This is a genomic window from Tunturiibacter empetritectus (assembly GCF_013410875.1).
GTDB lineage: Bacteria > Acidobacteriota > Terriglobia > Terriglobales > Acidobacteriaceae > Edaphobacter > Edaphobacter empetritectus.
This window is the reverse complement of sequence record NZ_JACCCU010000001.1, coordinates 766,034-787,262: the sequence shown is the minus strand read 5'-3', so window position 1 is coordinate 787,262 and position 21,229 is coordinate 766,034. Positions and strand designations below refer to the sequence as shown.

At 58.8% G+C, this 21,229-nt stretch carries 14 protein-coding genes; 5 read left to right on the top strand and 9 right to left on the bottom strand.

The features are described from left to right. Positions 1-39: 39 nt before the first annotated feature. The 3 genes from HDF08_RS03305 to HDF08_RS03295 all read left to right on the top strand — a co-directional run bounded on the left by HDF08_RS03305 (position 40) and on the right by HDF08_RS03295 (position 3,244). Positions 40-993 (top strand): radical SAM protein, encoded by a 954-nt coding sequence (locus HDF08_RS03305; RefSeq protein ID WP_179637182.1) that lies wholly within the window; start codon positions 40-42, stop codon positions 991-993. A gap of 269 nt (positions 994-1,262) precedes the next feature. Continuing rightward, positions 1,263-2,765, top strand: a complete 1,503-nt coding sequence (locus tag HDF08_RS03300) for a glycosyltransferase (RefSeq protein ID WP_257031029.1) — start codon at positions 1,263-1,265, stop codon at positions 2,763-2,765. A 98-nt stretch (positions 2,766-2,863) separates the two neighbouring features. Next, entirely contained in the window at positions 2,864-3,244 is a 381-nt protein-coding gene (locus tag HDF08_RS03295; protein WP_179637181.1) for a hypothetical protein, read from the top strand. A gap of 125 nt (positions 3,245-3,369) precedes the next feature. Here HDF08_RS03295 and HDF08_RS03290 read toward each other — a convergent pair whose 3' ends face one another. The 6 genes from HDF08_RS03290 to mreC form a co-directional block, all read right to left on the bottom strand. Continuing rightward, positions 3,370-4,374, bottom strand: a complete 1,005-nt coding sequence (locus HDF08_RS03290; RefSeq protein ID WP_179637180.1) for an outer membrane beta-barrel protein — start codon at positions 4,372-4,374, stop codon at positions 3,370-3,372. Positions 4,375-4,642: 268 nt separating this feature from the next. Further along, the gene (locus HDF08_RS03285) at positions 4,643-8,413 is read right to left on the bottom strand and encodes an Rne/Rng family ribonuclease (RefSeq protein WP_179637179.1); all 3,771 of its coding nucleotides are present in this window, start codon (positions 8,411-8,413) and stop codon (positions 4,643-4,645) included. Between the two features lie 567 nt (positions 8,414-8,980). Then, positions 8,981-10,081, bottom strand: a complete 1,101-nt coding sequence (rodA, locus tag HDF08_RS03280; protein ID WP_179637178.1) for a rod shape-determining protein RodA — start codon at positions 10,079-10,081, stop codon at positions 8,981-8,983. A gap of 12 nt (positions 10,082-10,093) precedes the next feature. Continuing rightward, positions 10,094-12,034 carry a penicillin-binding protein 2 gene (gene mrdA, locus HDF08_RS03275; protein WP_179637177.1) on the bottom strand — a complete coding sequence of 647 codons (1,941 nt, stop codon included), beginning with the start codon at positions 12,032-12,034 and terminating at the stop codon, positions 10,094-10,096. 87 nt (positions 12,035-12,121) lie between these two features. Beyond that, a complete protein-coding gene (mreD, locus tag HDF08_RS03270; RefSeq protein WP_179637176.1) occupies positions 12,122-12,646 on the bottom strand; it encodes a rod shape-determining protein MreD in 525 nt (174 codons plus the stop codon). Between the two features lie 18 nt (positions 12,647-12,664). Beyond that, positions 12,665-13,975 (bottom strand): rod shape-determining protein MreC, encoded by a 1,311-nt coding sequence (mreC, locus tag HDF08_RS03265; RefSeq protein ID WP_179637175.1) that lies wholly within the window; start codon positions 13,973-13,975, stop codon positions 12,665-12,667. A 152-nt stretch (positions 13,976-14,127) separates the two neighbouring features. On the opposite strand from mreC, the gene HDF08_RS03260 reads away from it, so the two are divergent. Continuing rightward, entirely contained in the window at positions 14,128-14,757 is a 630-nt protein-coding gene (locus HDF08_RS03260; protein WP_179637173.1) for a cytochrome P460 family protein, read from the top strand. Positions 14,758-14,772: 15 nt separating this feature from the next. Here HDF08_RS03260 and HDF08_RS03255 read toward each other — a convergent pair whose 3' ends face one another. Then, positions 14,773-15,933, bottom strand: coding sequence for an alpha/beta hydrolase (locus tag HDF08_RS03255; RefSeq protein WP_179637171.1), 1,161 nt, complete (start codon positions 15,931-15,933; stop codon positions 14,773-14,775). A gap of 59 nt (positions 15,934-15,992) precedes the next feature. Here HDF08_RS03255 and era point away from each other — a divergent pair, with 59 nt between their 5' ends. After that, positions 15,993-17,042 carry a GTPase Era gene (era, locus tag HDF08_RS03250; RefSeq protein WP_179637169.1) on the top strand — a complete coding sequence of 350 codons (1,050 nt, stop codon included), beginning with the start codon at positions 15,993-15,995 and terminating at the stop codon, positions 17,040-17,042. Positions 17,043-17,196: 154 nt separating this feature from the next. Here the strand turns inward: era and HDF08_RS03245 are convergent, their stop codons facing one another. Both HDF08_RS03245 and HDF08_RS03240 read right to left on the bottom strand, forming a co-directional pair. Continuing rightward, the gene (locus HDF08_RS03245) at positions 17,197-18,567 is read right to left on the bottom strand and encodes a sigma-54-dependent transcriptional regulator (RefSeq protein ID WP_179637168.1); all 1,371 of its coding nucleotides are present in this window, start codon (positions 18,565-18,567) and stop codon (positions 17,197-17,199) included. Continuing rightward, the gene (locus HDF08_RS03240) at positions 18,564-21,182 is read right to left on the bottom strand and encodes a sensor histidine kinase (protein ID WP_179637166.1); all 2,619 of its coding nucleotides are present in this window, start codon (positions 21,180-21,182) and stop codon (positions 18,564-18,566) included. The genes HDF08_RS03245 and HDF08_RS03240 overlap by 4 nt, the downstream gene beginning before the upstream one ends. Positions 21,183-21,229: the final 47 nt, after the last annotated feature.

The window sequence follows — 21,229 nt, the reverse complement described above, 5'->3', positions numbered from 1 at the left end:
CCTCCAGATTGTTTTACGTAAAAACCGTAGAATGGAAGCATGGGAATTAGCCGAACCGAAGCGTTGGACTGCTTTCGCAGCGATGATCTGATTGGAATTGGAATGGAAGCCGACGCCGTACGCCGCCGTCTGCACCCCGAAGGTGTCGTAAGCTACGCGATCGACGGAAGAGTCTCCTACACACAGTCCGCGACTGGCGCGGGTTTTGATCAGCTCTGCGAAGAGATCTCCCACATCCTGGAGAGAGGCGGCCACGGCGTGACGCTGCAGGGCGAAGTAACCCCGGCGCTCACAATCTCCTGGTTTGACGGGCTCTTTCGTAGCATCAAGAGACGCTTCCCTACCCTCTGGCTGCACTCCCTCTCGGCCAGCGAGATCCTCTCCATCGCGAACCAAACCGGAGCCACAGTAGAGGACACGATCGCGCGCCTGCACGACGCCGGACTGGACTCAATCCCCGGTGATGACGCGGGTATTCTCGACGACGCCGTACAGCAGGGTACGCGTACAAAGTGGACCACAGCAGACTGGCTCGCAGTCCATCGCGCCGCCCATAGGCTCGGCATGCCAACCACTGCGACGATGGTCTTCGGCGGTGGCGAAACGATGGAGCACCGCATCAATCACCTTGAAGCACTGCGCAGTCTGCAGGAAGAGACAAACGGTTTTGCCTCGTTCACGCCGTGGAGCTTCGCGCCAAAAGCCGCGTCCATGCCGGGGTTTGAGGAGGCAACGGCAGTCGAGTATTTGAAGACGCTGGCCATCTCGCGCATGGCCCTCGACAACATCGAGAATGTGCAGTCGAACCTCGAAACGCAGGGACTCAAAGTGTTGCAGGTCGGACTTCGCTTCGGTGGCAACGATGTAGGCAGTGTCCTGCACGCTGAGGGCGCCAATGCGGCGACTGAGGAGCAGTTGCGGCATGTGATTCGTGACGCAGGATTCAAGCCGGTGCAACGCGATACGGCCTACCGGACAATGTTCTTGAACTAAGAGCAGTCGTTGTCTCTTGCTGAAGTACAGCCGTCTTAACCCGATTTCAAGCGGTGATTCGCGTAGAATCGGTTGGGTACCCCCGAACCTTTCGTGGAGCAACGACCCTGCAATTCTCTCTTCAAACACTGACGTCCCAACTCGGGTTGCTGGTCGGTCCAAAGGGCTTCGGTCACTATTGGAAGACCCACTACGCAGACAAGACGTTCGAGCATCTGTATCGATGGAATGCCTTCGATACGGCAATGCTGATTCCCTACTTCATCGTCATGATTATTCTGGCATTTTATGGGATTCACCGCTATCAGCTCGTGTGGCTCTACTTCAAAAACAAGAAGAACGCTGCGAAGTGGAGTGAGCCGCCGATGCGGTTCGCAGAGGGGCAGCTGCCATTTGTCACGATTCAGCTGCCGATCTTCAATGAACAGTTTGTGATCGAGCGCCTGATCGAGGCGGTATGCAGCCTGGACTATCCGCGAGACCGGTTTGAAGTTCAGGTGCTGGACGACTCGACCGATGAGACGACCGAGGTGGCACGGGAGATAGTCGAACGCTATGCGCGCGGATTTGTCGGCATGGACCCGCAGCCAATTGTGTATCTGCATCGCAGCAACCGGCATGGGTATAAGGCGGGAGCTCTGGACAAAGGACTCGACGTTGCCCGGGGCGAGTTTGTGGCCATCTTCGATGCGGACTTTGTGCCGCCGCGCCAGTGGGTCATGCAGGTGATTCACCACTTCGCGCAGCCGGAGATCGGTATGGTGCAGACGCGGTGGACGCACCTGAACCGAAACTACAGCTTCCTGACGCAGGTCGAAGCAATTCTGCTGGATGGGCACTTTGTGTTGGAGCACGGAGGCCGAAGCCGGGCTGGAGTCTTCTTTAACTTCAACGGCACGGCTGGGATGTGGCGGCGAGAGACGATCTCAACCGCAGGCGGCTGGCAACACGACACCTTGACCGAGGATACGGACCTGAGCTATCGGGCTCAGCTGGTGGGATGGCAGTTCAAATATCTGCAGGACGTCGAATGTCCCGCTGAGCTGCCGATTGAGATGACTGCCTTCAAGACGCAGCAGGCGCGATGGGCGAAAGGCCTGATCCAGACGGGGAAGAAGATTCTGCCGCGAGTGTTGAAGAGCGATGCACCCTGGCATACGAAACTCGAGGCCTGGTATCACCTGACGGCGAATATCAGCTATCCACTGATGATCGTGCTGAGTGTGCTGTTGATGCCGGCGATGATTATCCGCAGTTGGCAGGGTTATATCCAGATGCTGCTGATCGACTTTCCTCTGTTCATCGCAAGCACCATGTCGGTTTCAACGTTCTACATGGTGAGCCAGAAGGAGCTCTATCCGAAGAGCTGGTACAAGTCGATCATCTACGTGCCGTTCGTCATGGCGCTGGGTGGAGTTGGATTGACCATTACAAATACCAAGGCTGTAATGGAGGCGCTGTTTGGAGTGAAGAGCGCATTTGCAAGGACACCGAAGTACAGCGTGAAGAAGAAGGGCGAGAAGAGTCAGGCGAAGGTGTATCGCAAACGGCTGGGCATCATTCCCTGGATCGAGATGGCGATCGGATGCTACTTTGCCTGGACGGTTTACTACGCAATTTCGACGGAGAACTTCTTTACGGTGCCCTTTCTCGTGCTGTTTGTCTTCGGGTACTGGTACACAGGCTTATTGAGCCTGCTGCAGGGTCGTTTCGAACGGAGCCGCGGTCCCGATCAAGAGATGCACGAGAAGCCTTATCCGGTGGGCGTTTAGACGATTGAGGCTGATAGACTGACTGGCTGATAGACTGACCATCAAGTCTCCAGAAGATCTGCAGGCAACATCGCGGCGCAGGAGACCAAAACAGGCTCATGATCACTGGCGCTTTTCTTCTCGTTGCAATCGTTCTTGGGTATCTGCTGACGGTGGGTCTGTCGATGGCGGCCACGTTCTCCATTGCCAGGTTTTTGCCCGATCTGGTCGCGCGGGACCATCGAATCACATCGACGTACAAGCTTCTTCAGGATGGGGTTTGGCTGGTGTGCACAGCGGTGGGAGGCTTTGCGGCGGCGCTCGTTCTGGGCACGGATCACTCTCCGTGGATTGGCAGCCTGTCTTTGATGGCCGTTCTCATGGGAGTCTTGTGGACAAATACCTGGGAGATGCGTCAGCGCGGAGTCGGACATCAGATGCTGATGAGCCTGGCAACGGTGGCCGGCGTGGGTGCAGGATTTTTTCTTCGACTACGATAGCCCTTTCGGAAACGGGCAAAGAACCAGCGTGTCTTGATCGTCACAAGATCAGGATTTAAACAAAAGGAGAGAGGCGGCGTGCCTCTCTTCTTTTGCCTTTTGCAGCTGCACCCAGCAGATAGCCGCTAAAAGCGAACACCAAAGGTAACCGGAATATATGTCGTCCGCGCGCTGGCCTGCGGAAACGCATTGAAGTAGCTTGTAGTGCCGCTGACATCGAACGGGCGCTTCTGATTGTCAGTCCAGACATACCGAGCCTCAGCGTAGAACTTCGTCGAGGCAAAACGCGAGAGCTTGTAGGTAATGCCAAGGCCGCCGTTCACACCGAAGGCATTGCTCGTATACCAGTCGATGGATTGATTGGCCGAGCACTGGTAGTAGCCATAGTATGGGTCGAAACATGTGCCAGTCACAGGAGTCGTGAAGTTGGTGTATTTGTGATAGAAGCCAAGGCCACCGACGACATATGCCCCAAAGGTATCGGACGTATAGTAGTTCACGATTGGATTGAGCGTGAAGGACCATTGGTGGATGTTGCCGCCCAGTTGAGGGATCAGCGAGCAGTTGCCGGCGGCTTGGGCCGCCGAGGTGCACAATCCGTTGTAGATGGCAAGCTGGTTATTGAGAGTACTAGTCTGAAAGCCGAACTTATCGTAGTCGAACTGGGCGATGACTCCGAAGGTCTTGTTGAAGTTGCGCCCAATGCCAGCCTGGATCTTCCAACTTGGCGTTGCGTAGTTGTGGGTTCCGCCGGTCGGTAATGTGAAGCCACCACCTACAAGGAAGGTGTACTTCGCGGAACCGTCAGGATTGGTATGGCTATCGCTGTAGTTTGGACGGCTGTAACGGCGACGCGGCGGGGGCTGGTTTGCATCACTGCTGAGATTGAAGTCCACGGCGCTGGCGGTCTCGGAGCTGCCCGTGCTACTGCTGTAGCCAAGATCGTCCGGAGTGGAAAGATTGAGCGGTGCAACAAGACTCGCTTTTAAATTAACCGGCGGCAACGGCGATGCGGTACCGGCAGACTGTTGCGCGTGAAGGCCCAGGGTCCCTGCAGCTGCAAAAAAAGCGACTGCCGCGGTACGGCCAAGGATACGGTGTAGGCGATTCCCAATGATCGTGGTGTGCATCTTTGTGTGGCTCCCTTGGTGCTGTGAGGTTCTTCATGGGCTTGAACCCGACTCTAGCGCGCTTGTTGTGTAAGACGCAGGAAATGTCGTTTAGGATGACACTCCGGTGGAGTTTTTACATTTTACGTTGGCCAGAAGATACTGAGGAAAGAATAGTTACGGGCGCCCTGATGGTTTGGACGCCCGTAGTATCTCATGCCTTGGTTCGATCTTGTTTTTGGAGTTTCGCCACAGGCTGAAGCCCGTAATTGCTCTCCGAAACAGCGGTCTAGTGAATGTCGAACTGCTCAGGGTGCAGGCTGGGATCGGATTTGACGAGGATCGTCTTGCCGACCATCTCCTCCATCTCCTGAAGCCACTTGGTGCCTGGAGCCTTGAGCTGTTTGACGACCTCCGGGTTGACGCGAAGCATCACATCGCCGCGGTCGAGATGCTTCTGCATCTTGCGCATCTCGATGTAGATGTCGTTGCACACGGTGACGGGCGATTTGACCATGCCGGTACCGGTGCAGATGTTGCAGGTAGTGGACAGCGTACGCTCGAGCGACTGCTTCACTCGCTTGCGAGTGATCGCGACCAGGCCAAAGTCGTTGAACTGAAGAACCTTCGAAGGAGCGCGATCGGTCTTCAACTCCTCTTCGAGAGCAGCCATCACCTTGTTACGGTTCTTGCGCTCGTCCATATCGATGAAGTCGATGATGATGATGCCGCCGAGATCGCGCAGGCGAATCTGACGAACGATCTCCGGGATCGCATCAAGGTTGGTCTTGACGATGGTGTCTTCGAGGCGAGCCGTCTTGCCGACGAACTTGCCGGTGTTGATGTCGATTGCAACGAGCGCCTCGGTCTGGTTGATGACGATGGAGCCGCCGGACTTAAGCCACACCTTGGAGCGGAGCGCCTTGTTGATCTCTTCGGTGATGCCGAACTGCTCGAAGAGTGGAGTCTCTTTGGTGTAGAGCTTGACGCGACGAATCAGCGATGGCTGGAAGCGCTGCAGGAAGCGCAGAACACGCTCGTACTCGCTCTCGCTGTCGACCCAGATCGCGGAGAAGTTGTCCGTAACCTGATCGCGAAGGATGCGTTCAACGAGATTCAGATCATGATAGATCAGCGCGGGAGACTTCGAGGACTCGGAGCGCTGCTTGATATCAGCCCAGAGGTTGAGGAGGAAGCGGAGGTCAGACCGAAGCTCCTCTTCGCTAGCTCCCGATGCGGCAGTGCGAACGATGAACCCGCCCGAGGCCTCGCCCTTTTCGCTGAGCAGAATCTCCTTCAGACGTCGGCGTTCGCCATCGGATTCGATCTTGCGGGAGACGCCAGTGTGATTGACGGTCGGCATGAAGACGAGGAAGCGGCCAGGCAATGCAATGTGCGACGTGATACGCGCACCCTTCTTTGCGATGGGTTCCTTGGCGATTTGAACCAGGATCTCTTGTCCCGGCTTGAGGAGTTCGCTGATCGCCGGAAGATTAGTGGACTGCATCGAGCTGCGGCCACCACGTCGATCGCGGCCACCGCTGGCACGCTCGCGGTCGCCTGCGCCGCCGGTGTTGCGGGGGCGGTCGTTTCTATCACTGCTGCGGCCATAGCGGTCTCCGCGGCGGCCATCACGTCGACCATCGCGTCGGCCACGACCACGGTCCTGGTCGCGATTGCGATCAGTTGTGGGAGCTGCAGTACCAGCCTGCGCTTGATCGAAGCCATTGGCAGCTGCTTCGTCGCCTTCCACGAACTCTTCATGCAGAACATCCTCTTCGGTGTCAGACTCGTCGAGATCTTCTTCCTCCGTGTCCTCAAGATCCCCGACGAGAGGATCGTAGATGGCGTCCTCTTCTTCGAGGTCGTCCTCCTCTTCCTCGTCCACGTTGCCGGAGCGCGTGATCTGGTCGATGGACATCTCGCGGATCATGGTGCCAAGATCGGCTGCGCCTTCAAGAGTCTCTTCTTCCTCAAAGTCGTCCATCTCTTCGATGGAGCTGGCGTGAAGGGTGGTGCTGAAGTCTTCCTCGTCGAGCGTCTCCTCCTCCAGCGAGCCGATGCCAGGCGCGAAGTGCTGCGGAGCCGCCTGGTCTGCGACGACGTTATCGGCTGGATTCGCGACGGCAGTCTCGTGCTCAATCGGTGAGACAGTTTCGGTGGCATGCTCGGGCGTAAAGATCGCGACCGGAGCCTCAGAGTGCATCTCGCCGGTGGCGTGAAGCGTGGTCAGCTCGTGCGGCGCGGGAGCCGTCTCGGCGAAGACTTCAGGCTCAACATGGGTTGCGGCCGGGGTCTGCCAGTCAAATGGTTCGTAGGCGGCGTGCGCAGGCTCGGTGTGAAGCTGCGCAACATGCTCACCCGGAGCAGGCGTGATGCTGTGGGCCGCGCTGTGATCGTGAGCTTGCGGCTCGGCATGAGTCTCTGCGAGAACCTCCTCAGGCGCATCGAGCACAGGCGCGCTCTGGCGATACTCGCTGGGAGCTGCGGGATCGAGGCGGTAGGAGGCAGAGGCGTCGGTGGGTTCATACTCGACGGGCACGGCTGGTGTCTCGTGCTGTGGTTGTTCGTTCGAGGTGTGGTCGGGATGCGCTGCGAAAAGAACCTCCGGCTGCTCCTCAATCGTCTCGCCAACGCTGAATCCATCTGCTTCGCGAATGACTTCGGCGCGAGGCAGAGAAGGCGCAGGACTGTTATTTCGGTAGTCGGTGCGAGCCACCTGGCGATGCTCTGCGCGGGGCTGGTTGCGGCTCTCTGTGCGGGGTTCATTGCGACGATGGCGTGAGAGAGACTCGCCCGGGAGAGTCGAACCGCCGTCCCAGCCTTCCGGGATGCTGAACTCAGGCGCGGATGGAATGATGACGTTGGTCTCAGTAGGCTTGGACGATGTGACTACTGGCTCCTCGCCGCCCTTGCGGTACTTTGAGAGCGACTCGCCAGGGAGAACGATGGGCTCGGGCGCATTGGCGTTGAGCTCCGGAGCCTGATCGTAGGCGGGTGCGTCGTCCACGCCGTAGAGCGCAGTCTTGGGAGCAAAGCCGCGAGGGACGCGTGGCTCGCGGTCACGTCCGCCGCGATCTCCTCGGTTGCCGCGGTCGTTGCGGCCTCCACGATTACGGTCTCCGCGATCATTGCGCGCACCACGGTCGTTACCCCGGTCGCGATTGCCACGGTCCGCGTTCTCCGGAGTAGAGGTGCTTGTCTCGGCGTCATAGGCAGAGGCGATCGGCGCAGTCGTGCTGCTGGCAGGCGCGACAGGTGCGGCAGTTCCGTCGATGTCGAAAGATTCTTCGTCATAGGCGGCTTCACTGGTGACGTTATCCGGAGTGGCACTGGCGACGTTCGGCGACTCGTCGCGTTGACCCGGCCCACGGCCACGGCGACGGCCACGACGGCCACGCCAGCGACGGCTGCCGTCAGCGCCAGGCGCTCCTTCGCCAATCTCGCCCGCGTCGTTTCGGTCGATGGCATTTTCAGTCGGCTGATCGGCAGAGAAGTAGTCGGCCACAGGGGCGTTGAAGCTGTCATCCTGTGAAATAGGGGCAGGGGTATCGGCAACAGGCTGGCGGTCACGGTTGCCACCACGGTCACGACGGCCTCTGCCGCCACGACCACGGTCGCTACGTCCACCTCGATCACCCCGCTCGCCGCGGTCTGTGCGCTCGGAGGTGCGGACACTAGAGTCGCTGGTTTGGTCGAGCCGGCCCGGAGGGCTGGCTACCGTGCCTTCGATGGTGGTGGGGCTGCCGTTGCGTTCGCCACGGTCGTTGCGGCGCGCTTCGGAGCGACGGCCGGAGTCGCCGTTGGTATCGAAGTCAGCCGAATCGCCGGCCTCCTCCATAAAATCCGTGATGTAAAGGAAGGCGTCGCGCTCGAGGCCAATATCCACGAAGGAGGACTGCATGCCTGGCAGAACGCGGGTGACTTTACCGTTATAGATGGATCCAGCGAGAGTGTATTCGTTCTCGCGCTCGTAATAAATTTCGGTTAGATCGTCATTTTCGACGATGGCGAGACGAGTCTCGTGAGGGGTACTGGAGATGTAAATTTCTTTCGACATTCGCTGTGCTCTTTCTGCCCGGCCTCTATGAGGTTCGAGCGGCAGACGCGACAGAGAACAATCAGGAGTTCGCCTGACCCGGAGGGCAGGTGTGGCTCACCGTAGAGCGGACAGATTACGGGCTGCGGAAGCTCGTGAACAAGACTCGACAACCGGTGCGAGGTAGGAGTGCAGCTCTGCCCTAGGCGCGCTCAAGGGGAGCGCGCCTAGGGCAATACCGGGTAGATCGGGGACACGGGGGAGTGCTTCAAGCAATTCGAAACATGCGGAGTTTGTGGCCAGAACAACCTCAAAATCAAAGACTTGAGGCGGGGCCGTTCGCCATCCGGATGCAATCATTCCCTAAAACCTGTCCGGCCAACGGATCGATGTCTCTGGCTGGCCGGCCTTTTCTTCTAAAAAGTCTTTTGTTGCCGCTGACTGGCGACCGTGCGCCCGAGTAGCGGGGTACACTGAGCGGCATCTACAGCCGAACAGGTGTTGCTAACAGTATTGCACTAAAGCTGCTGCAAAAGCCACACGGCATTCACATTCCTTTGTTGACAAGCTGTAACTCCTTGCAATCCGCTAATTCACGAACCGCCGCATGCGGATGTTCATCACGATTCCAAGCGACAGAAAAGTAAACAGAACCGACGAACCGCCATAGCTCAGCAACGGCAGAGGAATGCCCGTAACTGGCATCAGGCCCACGACCATGCCAACGTTCACGGCGATCTGAAAGACGATTACTGCGACCACCCCCATGATGATGAAGCTGCCGGGAAGATCGGAGGCGGTCTGGGCGTTCTGAATTAAACGCATCAGAATCAGAAAGTAGAGCAGCAGAACCCCGATCGCGCCCACGAAGCCGTGCTCTTCGCAGAAGGCCGCAAAGATAAAGTCTGTGTAAGGGATGGGAAGAAAATCGCCCTGCGTCTGGGTACCCTTGTTCGCGCCCTTGCCCCAAATGCCGCCTGAGCCAACTGCGATGAGAGATTGGCGGATCTGGTAGCCGGAGCCGCGCGGATCGGAGTCCGGATCCATGAACGCGTTGATGCGCGCCTGCTGATACGGCTTCAGATGTTTACCGCTCTTCCACGCGACGCCACCGATAAGCGCAATCGCCAGCACGACCAGGCCAACCTGCTTGACGCGGATGCCGCCCAGAAATAACCCGCAGATCAAGATTGGCAGATAGGTCAACGCAGTCCCAAGATCCGGCTGCTTGAGCACGAGCGCCATCGGCACCATAACCATAGCCGCAGCCTTGCCGATATCGCCCCACGTAAGCTCCTTCCCTGCCAGCCCCCAGAAGTAGCGGGCCACCGCGAGGATTAGAACCAACTTCACCCACTCAGACGGCTGAAAGTGAATGCCACCGGGAAATTTAATCCAACGGCGACCGCCCAGAACCTTGGTCCCAACGATCAGGACAGCAATCAACGACAGTACGCTGACGCCATAGGCCCAATGGATGATATCGATCAGCCGGTGATAGTCGATCAGCGAGATGACAAACATCAGGAAGATGCCACCAGCAAGGAACTGGATCTGCTTGTGGTCGAAGCCGTGAAACTTGGTGTGCAGCGTAGCCGACTTGATCTCAAGTACCGAGATCAGCGAGAGCAGCAGCACGAATCCAAGAAGGACCCAGTCGAAGTCGCGATATGAGGAGAGGCGTGGCATGTCTGGTCTGTCCTATTCGGCGCTCGGTACAGTTGGCGATTCGCTGGTGGGAGTCGTGGGCTTGGCAGGTTCAGGCTTGGCAGGCTCAGGTGTCGCTGCGATACGGATGTTGTTGTCCAGTTTGCGCTGCTTGTTCACATACGCGTCAATGATCTGGGAGGCGAGCTTGGCCGAGTTGTTGCCCCAGTTGCCATGCTCCCAGAGCACAGCAACGACGATGTCAGGATTGCGTCGCGGAGCCATGCCGACAAACCAGGCATTGGGTTGGGTATTGTGACCTTTATTGGTTTTGGCGAGAGCGTCATGGCCGATGACCTGAGCAGTCCCGGTCTTGCCCGCGAAATCAATACCTTCCAAGTGAGCTTCGGCGGCTGTTCCCGTGGTAGTGACCGCTGCCATGGCATTGGTAATGAGCTCCCAATTCTCCGTCGTCAGCGGGATGGTCGCATTACCCGAGCCAGGGAAGGACTCCTGAATCGCCTGCTGCATCTCCGGCGGAACCTCGTCAGCAAATACAACGTGAGGACGGCGCAAGACTCCGCCGGATGCAATGCCGCTGAGCGCACGCGCCAGTTGCATCGGTGTCGCCGTCACCGCGCCCTGACCGATGCCGACCGAGATGGTCTCGCCAGCGAACCACTTGTCATGCTGAGTCTTCAGCTTCCATGCGGTAGAGGGCATCGTACCGGCAACTTCATCTGGCAGGTCGATGCCGGTCTTCTGACCCAGGCCGACGGAGGTCGCATACTTCGCGATCGTGTCGATGCCGAGACGATTAGCGAGCGTGTAGTAGAAGGTGTCGCAGGAGTACGGGATCGCGTTGTTGATGTCCACCGCACCGTGATGTTTGTCGCAAGCGTAGAAGTGGCCGTAAAACTCGGCACCGCCGTTGCAGCTTACATGCATCGTCTGCGCCACATTCTCCTGCAGGCCCGCGACTGACATGATGATCTTAAAGGTGCTGCCCGGAGCAAGCTGCGCCTGAAGGCTCTTGTTCAGCAGCGGGTGGTCGGGATTGTTGATGATCTCGTTCCAGTAGTTTTTGGTGAGCCGGACAGAGAACTGATTAGGATCATAGGTCGGGCGAGAGACCATCGCGAGAATCTCGCCGGTGTGAGGGTCCATCGCGACGATCGCGCCGTTCTTGCCATCGAGAGCTTTTTCCGCGGCGATCTGGAGGTCAAGATCGATGGTGAGTTTCAAGTCTTTTCCGGGAACGGCAAGCTCTTGCCCAAGGTGCCCAAGCTCCTTGCCGTGGCTATTGACGATGACATCGCGGCTGCCATCTTTCCCGCGAAGCAGAGAGTCGTAAGTCTGTTCCACGCCGGAGCGCCCGACCACATCGCCGGGAGAATAAAACGCATAACGCGGGTCGTCGAGCATCTGCTCCGAAACCTCGCCAACATACCCGATCAGGTGCGCGGCAAACCCGTCGCGAGGGTAGAGGCGGCGCTGCTCGTCGAGAGTTTCGAGCTCGGGGAGTTCATCGCGATGCGCGGCGATGAAGGCCTGCTCGTCGGGAGAGATGTCCTGTTTCAGCGGAATAGGCTGATACTTCGGCGCGATCTGGTAGCGACGCAGCGTGGCCTGAATCTGCTCGATGGGAATGTGCAGACCCTGCGAGATCAGAGGCAGATCGGCGTCGAAGTCTTTCACCTGCTCACGCAGCAGGTAGCAGGAGACCGAAGGATAGTTGTCGACAAGCAGCCGGCCCTCGCGATCGAAGAGGCGGCCACGTGGAGCGAGGATAGGAACCTTGCGAATGCGATTGGCTTCGGCGAGCGCGCGGAAGTTGTCCGCCCCCAGAACCTGCAGGCGCCAGAGCCCGGTAATCAGCACGATCAGAATGCCCGCAACAATATATTGGGCCGCATGAAGCTTTCCCGCAGAGACCTTCTCAGCCCTTCCGTTGGGGCCGAGGTCGTTCGGGTCGATATGGTGGCTCATTTGCATGGCTGAACTCAGTTTACGGCGAGAGCTGACGATCTGTGTCTACCACTGTTGTGTCGTAAGCACTGTGTAGACGGTTGATTTCGCATTTCAGTCGTTGCGCTTGGTGTTATCCAGCAGAAAAAAGATGGGAAGCGCGACCACCGTGTTGATCGCGGCACGGATAAACTCGTGGCCCCAATAGATGTGGAAGTTCGTCAGCCCCAGCAGGCGGCGATTGATGAGAAAGAGCAGAAAGCTATTGATAAGAAAGAAGCCAAAGTTGATGAGGATACGCGTCGTGAGGTTTTCCACGTCAACCTGGATGCCGATGCTGGCCGCAATGTAGCCGATAACGGACTTCGCCATGCCGTTGACCCCGATGGGCTGTGCGGTCAGGGCGTCCTGAAGCAGCCCAATGGCCGCGCCGGTAAGAGTTCCGGCGACGGGGTTGCGGCGCGAGACGGCAAAGAAGATGGTCACAATCAGGGGGAGGTCGAGGATGGCAAGCCGCGGAAAGGGCCGAGGTAGCAGCGCCTGCAGAAGGATCGCCCCCAGCGGAACCAGCAACGCAACGGCGGAGGGAAAGCTGTGCTGCTCTAGCTCTCGGCGGGATGTAAAGCTGCGGGTAGCCATGATGTTTTTAGCAGACTGCTACGGCTGAGGGTTAGGGGACTGGGTCTGTGGCTGGGCCGAGTCCGGTGGAGGCTGAGGTTTGCGAGGCTTCGGCTGGACCGGCTTCGGTGTCGCGGGTTGAGTCGTAGTGTCTGGCGTCGGCGTCTGTGGCACAACCGGATTAGCCGCCTCTGGAGCCCCGGGTTTGAGATTGGCTGCCGATGGCGTTGCTCCCGGCGAATAACGATCCGAGTGGAGGGTCGGAAGGGGCTTCGGAACCACGCTGACGGGCGGAGTCTTGGCAGCAGGTGTTGTCGCATCCCCCTTCTTGGTCGTGTCGTCGTCGCCCTCATGGATGCTGGGCAGACGGTCAGCCACGATCTGAGCCGCCGACCGCGCAGCAGCCTCAGCCGCCTGCTGATCCGCAAGCTGTTTGGCAGTTGCCTGCGCCTCGGCCGTCTCCACTCCTGCGACCAGATCCCTCTGGGCCGCCACGGGCAGCGTGGTCTGGGTCCCGGTGATCACCAGAACCTCCTCAAGTTGATTCAGATTAGCCGCGGGTCGAAGCTGGATGAGTGTGTAAGGCTGGTGATCCGGGTCCACCTTGATCGACTCGATAGTGCCGACGGAAAGTCCGCGCGGATAGACCTGGTCGCCGCCTGAACTGAGCACCTGTTCGCCGGGCTTGATGCGATCGTCCGGAGTTAGATTATTGATGAGGATCTGGCCGGTAGTGCTGCCGCGAAGAATCGCACGAATCCGCGTGGTCGCAAGCAGCACGCCTGCCCCCGAGGTCTGGTCGTTGATCAGCAGCACCTGCGAGGTATGCGGGAAGACGTCGCGGATCTTGCCGACGATACCGTCCGGAGTAATCACCGCCTGATCTGCCTTGAGACCATCCTTCGCGCCTTTATCGATATAGACCACGCGAGAGAGATCGTTGCCGCTCGTCCCGATCACCTGCGCCGCAACGGTAGTCGAAACATAGTGCTGCTGAAAGTCCAGCATGGCCTGTAGCCGATGTCCCTGCATGGCGTCTTCGGCGAAGGAGGCTTGCTCCAGCCGCAGCCGCGCAATCTGCTCCTGAAGATCGTGGTTCTCCTGCTTGGTATGGCGAAGATCCACATAGTTCGACCAGCCGTGGCGAAAGGTATAACCGATCCCATGAAAAAACCGCTCAAACGGCGTCACCACCGAGACAGCCCAGTAGCGAATAAGCGTAACCTTGCTGCTGTCCGGTGCGCCCGATTCGACCGGACGGCGAACCTGCACCGCGAGCCCGATCGTCTGGGCCAACAGAATCGCCACCAGCACCAGGACGTTTTTAAACCGTGTGAAGAAAGATTCCATGCGCTAGCACTGATTATCCGCGAAGTTAAGCGCAGACGGAGGTGGCGTGCTGGATGCGGAGGCCAACTTTTCTCTTCTCCTCAAGAACGAAACCTGCTGCCCGAACCGCAGGAGGACATGAGACCCTGAATCCGATTTATCGAGGTTAACCCATGCTGCGTTCCGCGCTTCTACTACTTTTGGTTACCATCCTCCCCCAACAGGAGACAGTCCGGTCCTACCCCGACACCGTTGAGGCAATCGGCCAAAACTACACGGCAGACGGCCAGTTCAAGATGCCCGAGCACTACCGCGAGTGGGTCTTCCTCAGCTCTGGCCTCGACATGAGCTACAGCCCTAAGCCGTCCATGCCGGGCCACTCCATGCCGGGCCACTCCACCTTCGACAACGTCTTCGTCAACCCCAGCTCCTATCGAGCCTTTCTTCAAACCGGAGCCTGGCCCGACAAGACCGTGCTCGTGCTCGAGATTCGCGGTGCTGAAGGGGCCAGCTCGATCAACCAGAGCGGCCACACCCAGTCGTCAGAGATCATGGGAATCGAGCTGCACGTCAAGGATGCAAAGCTCGAAGGCGGCTGGGGCTTCTTCGAGTTCGACGCCCCTAAAGGCACCGCCAAAGTGGTGGCTCGACCCGGCTCCTGCTACCAATGCCACGAGGCGCACGCCGCCGTAGACACGACATTCGTCCAGTTCTACCCAACTCTTCTGGCACTCGCAAAGACTAAAGGCACACTAAGCCCGGCCTACCTCAAAGAGGTCAACGCATCTCCAACAGGCAAATAACGCTCTCCCAGCAGCTTACTTCGACTGAAACAGCGGCGGCGCAAACTGGCTCAAGTTATCCCGCCACACCATCCACGTGTGATACCCAGGAGTCTCAATCTGCTTGACCGCCATCTTCTTGTTCTTGAGAAACTCCACCAGCTTCCGGTTCGGCTCGATCAGCGAATCCTCCGTCCCACACGCCACCCACAGCAGGCGAAGGTCCGCCGTCCTGGGATCGAGCGCAGCCAGTTTGGTCTCGTAGTTAAGATTGTGCACGGCCGAGCTGAATCCCCCCACCCACGCAAACTTGTCCGTATGCGACAGCCCGATCGACAGGCTTTCGAGCCCGCCCATGGACAGTCCAACGATAGCCCGATCCTTCCGATCCTTCGACACGTGGTACTCCGCCTCGACACGAGGAAGCACCTCCGTAAGCAGCGCCTTGGTAAACAGATCCGTGTTGCGATCGATAGCGGCAGGATCCTCCCATACATGAAACTGGTGCAGGAACGACATATCCCCGTAGCCCAGCGGCATCACCACCACCATCGGCTTGATCTTGCCCTGCGCCAGCAGATTGTCGAGCATCAGATCCGCTCGACCCACCGCCGTCCAGCCCGAGTCCGAGTCGCTCCATCCGTGCAGCAGATAGAGCACCGGATAAGGTTGAGGAGCCTTCGGATCATAGCCCGGCGGCGTGTACACGTAGTACCGGCTCTGATTTTGCGGCAGCCCCAGAACAATATTCGTCGTGTAGTTGTAGTGGTGCAGAACGCCGTGCGGAACGTTGGTCATCTCCCACAGCTGCGGCGTATCGCCCGGTACTATTAGCTCATTCGCTATATCCACTAGGTTAATCGTCGTATCCGGATTGGCAGGGTCCAGCCGGAAGTCGCCGTCCGCCTCGAAGTGATATCCATAGATCTCGGGCGCCAGCGCCGGCGTCGTCACCGTCCAGGTGCCCGCCGCATCCTTCTTCATGGGCAACTTCTTCGGCAACCCGCCCACCACGAGCTCCACCTTGCCGGCCGCGGCATCCTTATAGGCGAAGGTCACCGTCCGGTCCGAGTGAACCTCGATTGAAGAGAACGGTTTGACAGCTTGAGCCGAAAGAAACAGCGGCGCGGTGACAGTGGATAACAGGGCCAGACCTCGAGCGAATCTGCGAGCAGTCCGCAGTTTGGTGAAGTTCATACGAGTCAGTTTAGCCGAGCTTACGAACTACGGCACCGCAACAGCGCATAATAAGGAGAATGGCCTTTCGCTCCGGTTTCGTCTCCATCATCGGTCGCCCCAACGCGGGCAAATCCACTCTGCTGAACGCCCTGCTCGGGCAGAAGCTGGCTATCGTCACACACAAGCCGCAGACGACGCGCACCCGCATCCACGGCGTTCTCGAAGTTCCCCTGAAGAAGAAAGCCAAAGGCGAGCCCGGACATCCCGCCGCGCAGGTCGTTCTGGTCGACACACCCGGCATCCACAAGCCCGACACGCAGCTCGACAAAAGGATGATGCAGGAGGTTCACGATGCGCTGGAGTCGCGCGACGCCGTCCTGTTTATCGTCGACGTGACCCACCGCCTGCCAAAGGCCCTGGGAGAGAAAGACAGCGGAAAAGCCACAGGCCGCATGGGCATGTCCGCCGCTGAAGACGACTTCGCCCTCTCGCTGATCAAAAAGCTCGAATGTCCCGTCATCCTCGTCCTTAACAAGATGGACGCGATCCCCAAGAAAGACCTGCTCCCGCTGATCGCGCACTGGTCCACGCTTCATCCCTTCGCCGATGTGATTCCCATCTCAGCCCGCAAGAAGGAGGGCCTCGATCTTCTCCTCGAGAAGATCGTCGGCCAACTCAAAGAGGGCCAGCGCTACTTCCCCAAGCATCAACTGACCGACCAACCGGAGCGCTTCCTCGTCGCTGAACTCATCCGCGAAAAGATTCTCATGCTCACCGGCGAAGAGGTCCCCTACGCCACCGCAGTCGTCATCGAGAAGTTCGAAGAGCCCGCGTCCATGAAAAAGACGAAGGACGGCAAACTGCCAGTGACGAAGGTCTCAGCCGCGATCTTCTGCGAACGCACCGGACAAAAGGCGATCCTCATCGGCAAGCAGGGCGAGATGCTGAAGCGCATCGGCACCGCAGCCCGCAAAGACATCGAATCGCTCCTCGGCACCCGCGTCTTCCTCGAACTCTTCGTCAAAGTTCAGGAAGAGTGGCGCTCCAGCCGCGGCTTCGTCGAAGACCTCGACTGGCGCCGCCAACTCGAAGAGATCGCCGCAAAGCAAGCCGCAGAAGAAAAGTAACAGCAGACAAAGTATCATTCCCGAATAAATCTGCTTCAGCCGCTGCCCCTCTTGTTGTCATTCCCTAAGGGAATCTGCTTCTGCCATTGCCTTTTCTGGTTGTCATTCCCGAAGGGAATCTGCGTTTACAGTCTCTACCCCCTCGCACAAACACTCACTCCTTCACGCTAACGCCCAGAGCCTTCATCTTGCGATACAGATGGCTACGTTCAAGACCCAACCCCTCGGCGGCGCGACTGACATTGCCATGAAACTCATCTAACTTTTTCAAGATGTAGTCGCGCTCATACGCCTCACGCGCCTGCAGCAGGCTGGTGAACTCCTCGCGTCCATTAGCCTTGTTGGAGTCCTTAGCCGAGTCACGATAAACCAGCATCGGCAGATGTTTGCGCTCAATCCGCTGCGTCTTCGGGTTCAGGATCAGCACGCGCTCGACGAGATTGCGCAGCTCGCGCACGTTGCCCGGCCAGTGGTACTGCTTCAAAGCAGCCAGCGCATCCTCGGTCATCTCAACATGAGGACGGCCATACTCCGCACCGAACTGCTGCAGAAACTCTTTGACCAACAGAGGAATATCCTCCTTGCGGTCGCGCAGAGGCGGCACAAAAAACGGAATGACATTCAGTCGATAGAACAGATCTTCGCGAAAGTTACCGCGAGCAATCTCCTCTTCAAGGTCCTTATTCGTTGCTGCAATAACCCGCACATCGACGTGCACAGGATGCGACGCGCCAACCGGCAAAAACCGCTGCTCATCGAGCGCCCGCAGCACTTTGGCCTGCGTCTTCAAGCTCATATCGCCCACCTCATCGAGGAAGAGTGTGCCTCCATCCGCGCGCTCAAACGTTCCGCGCTTCTCGGTCGGACCGCCAGGCACCGCACCGTGGCGATAGCCGAAGAGCTCGCTCTCGATGTAATCCTCCGGGATCGCCGCACAGTTGAGTTCCACAAAAGGCCGGTCCTTGCGCAGGCTCTCCGCATGCATCGCCCTGCCGACAAGCTCCTTCCCTGCCCCGGACTCTCCATAGATCAGCACGCGCCCGTTTGTGGGCGCCATCAGCTTGATCTGCTGGCGCAGCGCCTTCATCGGAACAGAGTTCCCCGTCACCGTCCCCTTTGTAAGCTGGCGCGAAAACTCCTGGTTGTCCTCGCGCATTTGGCGAGCCTTCATCGCATTCTTCAGCACGATCAGTGTGCGATCGAGCGAGAGAGGCTTCTCAAGAAAGTCATAGGCCCCAAGCTTCGTAGCGCGCACCGCAGCTTCGATCGTGCCGTGGCCGCTGATGATGACAACCTCTGGCACGTTGCTCGACTCCATCTGCCGAATCTCGGTCAAAGTATCGAGACCGTCACGATCCGGCAACCAGATATCGAGCAGAACCACGTCGTAGGCAGCATCCCGAAGCAGTTCGAGAGCTTCACGCGCAGTAGCAGCAGTGGTGACGAGGTAATCCTCTTCACGAAGAATGCTTTCGAGCGACTCGCGAATCTCGGCTTCGTCGTCGACGATCAGTACATGGTTCATTGGGGGCCTCTGGGGAGGGTGGAGGCTAAGTCGTCCTGTGCTTTTGTGTCGCCGTGAACTGGAAGCTCTATAGCAGATTCAACTGCAGCCACTGCAGCATGGCCGTTCTGCGGCGTGGCGAATCCACTGAAGGCCGCCGGCGCGTCCGGGTCGCTGTCGGTCGAGAGGGCCGGTCGCAGTTCGATGATGAATCTTGCACCCGCAGGCTCATTCTTCTCCGCGCGGATCGTGCCCTGGTGCTCCTGGATTATCTTCGCGGCAATCGCCAGTCCAAGTCCCGTGCCGCGCTGCTTGGTAGAAAAATACGGCAGAAAGAGGCGCTCGCGCATGTCATCGGTGAGACCGGAGCCGCTGTCTGCAATGGCAAGCTCGACCATCCCGTTCTCCAGCAAACACGTGCTGATCTGCAGCTCGCGATAGAGGCTCTGCTGCATCGCCTCGGCGGCATTGTCGATGAGGTTGCCAAGCGCCCGCTTCAGCGCCTCCGGGTCCGCCATCACCAGCGGCAGGTCGATGCTCATCTTGCGCACGATGCGGACCGTCTGCATCCGTCCAGCAAACAGCGCGAGTGAGTTCTCCACAATCGTGTTGAGGTCCGCAGGCTTTGGCCGAGCCGTCGGAAACTCCGCGAGCGCGGCAAACTGATCGACCAGCGACCGCATACTCTCAACCGAAGAGGTAATGACCTCCGAGCATCGGCGAATGACAGCGATCGACGGCGACTCCGGAGCGCTGACAGACGTGGCCTCAGCGACAGCGCGCGCAAGGCGGTCAATATGCCGGCGAATCTGTTCTGCGCTAAGACTGATCGGAGTAAGCGGATTCTTAATCTCGTGCGCCACACGCCGCGCCACCTCCTTCCACGCCGACTGCTTCTGCGCTCGCAGCAGCTCCGTCGCGTTTTCCAGCACAATCACATAGCCCTGATGCTCCCGGCGCATCCGTTCCGTAGCCGCCGGCATCTCCAGCAGAGCAACCGTAGCCAGCAGGTTCATCGTCCCGCCAAACCTGTCGCCCGAGCTTTGAGGAAAACCAGGAATCTCAATCTCACTCGACGCCGACCCCATGCGATGACTGCGTTTAATCAGACGATCAAGCACCTCAGACACCTCAGGCGGAAAGACCTCCTCCATCACCAGCCCATAGAACGGCCTCTGCCCGCCCGGGTCCATCATCTCGCTAAGCGCCCGGTTGGCAAGAATAATGCGCCGATCGGTATCGAGCGTCGCCACACCATTCGGAATCGTCTCGAGCATCGTCTCAAGCTCGCCGCGCCTGGCCTCCAGCGCCGTATTCGCCGCGCTGAGCTGCACCGTCGACTCCTCCACCGCGCGTCGACTGCCCTCAAGATCGGCCGCCATGTGGTTGAAGCTGCGCACCAGCTCCCCCAGCTCTTCGGTCGCGCTCTCCTGCACGCGATGGCCGTAATCCCCCTGCGCGATCGCCTCCATCGCATCCGCCAGCGCCTCCACCGGCTTAGTCACCTGCTTCGACAGATGCAGCGCCAGCCAGCACGACGCAAACAGCGCAAGGCTCGTCATCATCATCAGCAGCAGCATATAAAGATCACGGATCTGCCGCCGCTCGCTGTAGAGCACCCAGTACGCATCCGCCGCCTTGCGCAGATTCGTCATCGTCGCCGCCATCCCAAACGGCATCGGCAAACCAACCACCACAGTCTCGCCCTGTTTTAATGTCGTTGCGCCTAGCGCATAGTCCGTAGCGCCAAGAGAAAAAACCGGCTGATCCACGCGCTGCGCCGCAGTCAAAATCGCAGCATCCACAGGATCAGCTTGTCTCTGGGCGCTCGACTCATCCGTATCGGCCCCGGCCACCTGATCAGGAAGCCACACCTTGACCTGCGCCGTCGTCCCAGCCCGCTGCGGCATATGAAACGAAGCCACTACGCGGCCCTCGCGATAGACGATCGCAAAGCCATTCTGCAGTGTGATCTCATGCTGTCGCAGCACATCATGGATCGCCTCGCGATTCCTAGACACAGCTAAAGACACAGCCGATGGTGCCGCCGCATGCGCAGGCAACGCCCCACGGTTCGAGCGCCGGTCAGAACCCCGGCCCGAAGCACCCGCCCGACCGCCACCCGCCGCCTTGGCCACAGGAGCAATCACCGGCGCAGCCGGCAAACTGGCAGCAATTGAATCCGCCTCAGCGCGAGCATTCGCCGTCGTATAGTGCGCCAGCTCCAGCGCCATATTATTGCTGTCTTCGCGCATATCCGTCACCGGCTGCGTAAACCAGCGATCCACCGCGCGATTCATCAGCTGATAACTGAACGCAAACATTGAAGCAATCGGAACCAGGCTCACCAGCACCGCGCCCCACAACATCCGCGTGCGCAGACGCGTCCCCATCACCCGGCTGCGCTGGTCCGCATACAGCTTCAACACATTGCGGACCAGCAGCAGCAGCACCGCAACAAACAGAAGAAAAGCCACAATCGACAGCCCCGTAAAGATGACCGTCTGCTGCGTACTCGCGGGCTTTGGCAGCTGCGTATTAAACGCATTCAGCGTCGCCAGCGCCACAAAGAGGATAAGCAGGCACGTCCCCAGAGCCACGATCCAAATCTTTCGCCGGTTCGCAGTCGCGCCCATGCCCGCCCTCCTAAGTCCCCCGATTATATGCGGCCACACGCTCGTCG